Below are 2301 nucleotides of genomic sequence, written 5' to 3'. Positions count from 1 at the left end.
ACGGTTTAACGAGCTGGTCCACATTACCCCCTGGAACCTGCTGCCCTTGTTCTTTTTACTTACGCTCTCGGTATTAAAGGTGCCTGCGTCGTTGGCGATTATGTGCTCCGCATTACTGGCGGGCATTATGACGCCGATAATGCAACCGCAAGTGGTGCTGCGTTTTATTGCTGAGCCAGATACCGCGGCACCACTGCTTGCCATAAAAGCCATGTGGACAGCAATGGCAACCGGCTTTCAGGAGAATTCAGGGATTGAGCAGATAGATGCGTTGCTGTCGCGTGGTGGCATGGATAGCATGTTGCTAACCATTTGGCTCATCATCGGCGCGGTTACCTTTGGCATTATGGTGGATGATTTTGGTCTGCTCAACAAGCTGGTGACACCGCTGTTATTACGGGCCAGAACGGTCGGCCGCTTGATTGCTTCGGTCGTTGCTACCGCTATTGGTTTAAACATTGCAGCTGGCGACCAATACATCGCTCTGCTGTTACCCACTCGCTTATTTAAATCTGAATTTGCCCGACGAGGGTTGGCACCGGAAAACCTTTCCAGAGCAGTTTCTGACGCCGGTATTGTCACCTCACCGTTGATTCCCTGGAACTCCTGCGGTGCTTATATGGCAGCCGTGCTCGGTGTCTCGACCATGGCCTACATGCCGTTTGCCATCTTTAATATTGCTGCCCCGCTGATCACGCTGGCATTGGGCATCACCGGAATAAATATTCGGCGCATTCTCGTCACTGCGGCGAACACACCGCAAGAAAATGATGAGAAAAAGTCACTATAAGCGTCATCACCTTCCCTGCTTAACGGCGGTATGCAGGGAAGGTTATTCGGCTTACTTCTCGGGTTCCATGACAACGCATGGCCTGTTCCAGCCAATCTTATTCCAGCGTTTCACGTAACATATCCAAACGCTGCACAAATTGATTTAAACTTTCGTACAACTCATCCGCATTGTAATTCGTTTCTCGGGCCCCGCCGACGAACATGAGAATATCCGATGATTCATTTAGGCACAGCCCCCCAATCCCCGAGCGTAATGTTTCAAAACTCTCTTTGAGAGTTTTTTGATAGAAAGCGCATGGATTATCTTCATTTTTCAAATGGCGAACCATGCCATAAAAATACCATTTTCCATCATCAAGTTGCAGTGACACGGGACATTTACCATCGATTAATAATAAAACCTGTTGTTTTTCGTCTAATTTTAGATCTAATCCTAGCTTTTCACCCAAAAAATTAATTTGTCTTTCCGATCCATTTCCTGTCATTAATCCCTCTCCCGATAGAGGTACAATTTTACTTCTTCCTCTAACTTATCTGAAAGTGTGAAATCAAAATACACTACTGCTTATAATAGCTTCGCAGTTTCACTGCCGGTTAAATAGACGTCATTATCGCTATTGGATTCGTCTGATGCTGAACCATAAAGACTATCTACTTCATCGGACCGTGATGACCCATCTTGATATAAACGAAGTTCTTCTGCTGTTGGCGGTGGAGGAAAATCATCAATATCTGACAAATCACCCTGTAAAAACTTAAGTTCTTCTAGCGTTGGCGGTGGAGGAAAATCATCGATATCTGACAAGTCCCCCTGAAAAAGCTTAAGTTCTTCTGGCGTCGGCGGTAGAGGAAAATAATCACTATCCGCCCAAGATATCACTTCAGTGTTGTAGTCTTCACTGCATACCGAACTAAAAAAACTGTCAATACTTGACGTATCCGATAACGATTCTTGCAAACCATAAGGTGTTACCGGAACTGATAATGGGACCAGATGTTCAGCGCCTCCCCGTTCGACCTTCACTTTATCAATAGAGTTTCTTATAAGACCCTCATAGAACTGTTTCGCTAAATACGCATATATACCGCTACATAATAGATTTTTATCTTCACTACTTTTTAACTTTAGTTCATCATTGAGTAAAAAAACATCGCGGAGCAAGTTATCTAATACCCCCGAATCATTATTCATCGATATATTGAGTAGAGCTAACCTTTCATTCATTTTCAACGCAAACGGTTCACCAGGAACTTGGTTAAGGCTCTCTTTCTCCTTATCCGAACCAGACAAGGTATACAAATAGCATTTCAAAGCGTCCAACGGATAACTATTCCCCAATGCATTTATATTTACAAATTCCAATATGCGGGCCTTAATGACATCATAACTACTTTCAGGGACGCTAGCAGTTTGTAAAATTTTATCCACCTGAACATTTATTTCATCATGAAATTTTTTTAATACGCTATCATTTTTTTCCATGAGACAATCATAAAACTCCCTTTTAA

Annotated in this window: 3 protein-coding genes; 1 reads left to right on the top strand and 2 read right to left on the bottom strand. The window is 43.5% G+C overall.

Going from position 1 to position 2301, the window contains the following annotated elements:
- Positions 1-790 (top strand): Na+/H+ antiporter NhaC family protein (locus J5224_RS25130; RefSeq protein ID WP_319802484.1); only part of this gene is annotated, 790 nt, incomplete at its 5' end.
- 97 nt (positions 791-887) lie between these two features.
- On the opposite strand, the gene J5224_RS25125 is transcribed toward J5224_RS25130, so the two are convergent.
- Both J5224_RS25125 and J5224_RS25120 read right to left on the bottom strand, forming a co-directional pair.
- A complete protein-coding gene (locus tag J5224_RS25125) occupies positions 888-1277 on the bottom strand; it encodes a CesT family type III secretion system chaperone (protein WP_264627935.1) in 390 nt (129 codons plus the stop codon).
- Positions 1278-1357: 80 nt separating this feature from the next.
- Positions 1358-2301, bottom strand: a 944-nt coding sequence (locus tag J5224_RS25120) for a hypothetical protein (protein WP_264627934.1), incomplete at its 5' end; no start/stop codon positions are given.

The organism is Candidatus Symbiopectobacterium sp. NZEC135 (assembly GCF_025962695.1).
The sequence above is the reverse complement of the archived record's forward strand: the minus strand, read 5'-3'. Positions and strand labels throughout refer to the sequence as shown.